The 3070-nt window shown below is 29.6% G+C and carries 3 protein-coding genes; 1 reads left to right on the forward strand and 2 read right to left on the reverse strand.

Annotated elements, in window-relative coordinates; genetic code table 11:
• Nucleotides 1-1169: 1169 nt before the first annotated feature.
• Nucleotides 1170-1475 carry a hypothetical protein gene (locus ACFIKJ_RS08910; RefSeq protein ID WP_375670513.1) on the reverse strand — a complete coding sequence of 102 codons (306 nt, stop codon included), beginning with the start codon at nucleotides 1473-1475 and terminating at the stop codon, nucleotides 1170-1172.
• Nucleotides 1476-1729: 254 nt separating this feature from the next.
• Between ACFIKJ_RS08910 and ACFIKJ_RS08915 the strand changes: the two genes are divergently transcribed.
• Nucleotides 1730-2125, forward strand: coding sequence for an ABC transporter transmembrane domain-containing protein (locus ACFIKJ_RS08915; protein ID WP_375670514.1), 396 nt, complete (start codon nucleotides 1730-1732; stop codon nucleotides 2123-2125).
• Between the two features lie 637 nt (nucleotides 2126-2762).
• Here ACFIKJ_RS08915 and ACFIKJ_RS08920 read toward each other — a convergent pair.
• Complete coding sequence (locus ACFIKJ_RS08920; protein WP_375670515.1) at nucleotides 2763-3023, reverse strand: hypothetical protein; 261 nt, start codon at nucleotides 3021-3023, stop codon at nucleotides 2763-2765.
• Nucleotides 3024-3070: the final 47 nt, after the last annotated feature.

Consider the following 3070-nt stretch of genomic DNA (forward strand, 5'->3'; position numbering starts at 1 on the left):
TACTTAGGAGCTTATTTAGCCAATCGGCTTACGCTAGAATTTGGACGGCGCATTTACACCCATCTTTTAAGTCTCTCTTTGCCCACTTTACGCACTTGGCAAGTGGGAGAACTGTTTTCACGTATTGGAAAGAGAGAAAAATATAATGAATATGGATAACAATTTTATAATTTTGCACTTTTATAAATCAATATAATTAATAATATAATGAATAGCACAAGATAATATAACGACTAAAATCATTATTAATAGTGATTTCTTTATAGATGCTTCCCAACTATAGCTTTTAAATCTAAGTAACAAAGTACATGCAAAAAAACCCACAAAAAAACCTATAAATTCTGGAAGAAATAATTTTGCAGTTTTATAAATAATCTCCATAATGAAGATGCTCCCTAAAATATGATTGTCATAAATATTATGATATCCCTGAAATCAATTTTTTCCATAACTTTTTAATTATGATTACAATATTACTGATTTCAGGAATATATTGCTATCTATTTTCTACTAAATTAGAATCAGTATTCTTTCACTTTACCGATGATAGCAATCATCTATTTTATGAACTAAGATTGTATAACCTTCGCATACTACACCTCCTAATGCTCCAACGGCAGCGCCTTTTGGTCTTTTAATTAGACCCGTGAATCCCACTACTACTGCGCCTTTAAGATCATTTGCGACTACATCTAAGCATAATGCCCCACATCATAACTATCAGAGTGAAATCAATATGCACTCAGCAAATGGAGTAGTTGTTAGCGTATTGGAGAAGTTGATACAATTCGTATTTTTAAGAAAAAACTCCGTAAAAAATAAATTTATATTGATCTAGTATAAACCAATATATCTACGTAAATAATCAATAAGAGAATATAACATAAAGAACATAGCTATTTTAAATAATTCCCCCTTTGCATTTTTTTTCCAATTATGGGATTTGAATATATAAGGAATAATACATAAAAATCCAAATATAATTGTTGATATTAATGAAGTTGTAATACTATTAGAAAAATCTACCATTATAAAATCCAGCTCAAAATTTTATATTCCTGAAGTTTATTTTATATATATATCTATAAATATATGTCTGTAATGAAATTAACTTCAGGAATAATTTACTGGTTATTTTCTAAAAACAAATACCAGCGCTCTTTAATTTTTTAGTGGCATTGTGTCCATTTACCTATACCGGCTCCAACTGCCCCCGAACCTAAGCCACTTATTGCTCCTGCCAAAGCGGACGCCCCCACACCTTGTGGTCCTAATATAACACCTTTCAACGCATTGCCTGCTGCGTTTGCAACTGCTCCAACTGCAGCCCCTCCAATAATTGTAACAGCATAATCAGTAGGACTACATGTTTCATAATGAAACCAACTTGATGAATGTGAACTGCTGTGTGAATGTGAATTGCTGTGTGAATGTGAATTGCTGTGTGAATCATGTGATGAGCTTGAACTACCCATTTTTAGTCTCCTTATATTATTAAAAAACTGCATCACAACGATACAGTGGTAACTCTGTTATTATTCATTTTAGCAAATGTAAAATATAATTTGTAAAAATAAAAACAAAAACAATGTATAAATAATAAACACATTATGTTTATATCTAATTCGTATAAAATGTATACTTTTTATTTAGTAATAATAATATTTACAATACTGTTTAAATATGCGACATCAATCGCTCTTTCTCTTAAATAAAATCATAAATTCAAATGAGTCATTCACAAGAAAAACTAGTATCATTCTCTTGGTTTACAAGAACAACAAAGAAATATATCTATTATGTCATCGAACTCAGTTGCGTTGCTGTTGTTTTGCGTTTGCTGGGCTTGGTGAATCCTTTTATTTTTCAAGCGATTATCGACCGTATTCTCCCTTTTCAGCGTATTGAAAGTCTCTATGCTATCGTTGTCTTGATGGTTGCTATCATGCTGTTTAGCACTCTATCAGGCTACTTAGGAGCTTATTTAGCCAATCGGCTTACGCTAGAATTTGGACGGCGCATTTACACCCATCTTTTAAGTCTCTCTTTACCCACTTTACGCCATTGGCAAGTGGGGAAACTGTTGTCACGTATTGGAGAAGTTGATACAATTTGTGTTTTTTAAGAAAAAACTCTGTAAAAAATAAATTTAGCAAATTTCATTATAAACTTATAGCTACATAAATTTATAGATACGCAAATAATCTATAACAAAAAATAGAATTCTCATATAAAATGTCGTTTTTTCTATCTCTTTTTAACTAAGGCAACTCATTTTTTGAAATGTAAAATCTACATAGATATAAAACAATTACTAAAAATAAATCTTATTTAAACTGATAAAAAACATATCATATATCATAATATTTTAATTTAAAATAATTTATCTATATTTACGAATGATTTTATATATATAGAAATATAGACAGAAATTGAGAATGCTATAAATAATAAACTTAACTCAATTAAATCTGATTTTATATATTTTTTCCAACTTCTGAATCTAAGTATATAAGAAAAAATTTTTAAAAAAGCAATAATACTTATTAAAACTAACACAGTTTTAATAATTTCTAAAGTATCCATAATAAAAAAGTTCCAAAATATAATATATATAATTAAAAATATAGATATCTCTGATGTTTGCTTAGATACAGTTGCAGACATTTAATTTATGTTCTATTAAATATATTTACAACAATATTAATTCCAGAGATATCTTTCTTTAATACGATCTACAAATTAGAATTAGTACACCAGCCTTACTTTTTTGTGTGGCACTCAACAGCCTTATCTAGCCAACCAATATTAAACCCTGTTATGGCTCCATGTGTGCCCTCTTTGAGACCGTTTTTAACCCTGTTTTTTAATCCACCAGAACCTGTTAAGAACCCAGTAGTTGCATCTGAAATGCTTCCTATGATAGCACTTGTAACTCCACTAGTAACATAATCCAAAGTACTACATGCCTTAGATGAATGTGAATTGCTGTGTGAATCATTTGATGAGCTTGAACTACCCATTTAAATCCTCCTTTTATTATTAAAAATAACTGTATCACAACGATACA

It is taken from the genome of Bartonella sp. PS7NMGDW, from assembly GCF_042193585.1.
GTDB classification, from domain to species: domain Bacteria; phylum Pseudomonadota; class Alphaproteobacteria; order Rhizobiales; family Rhizobiaceae; genus Bartonella; species Bartonella grahamii.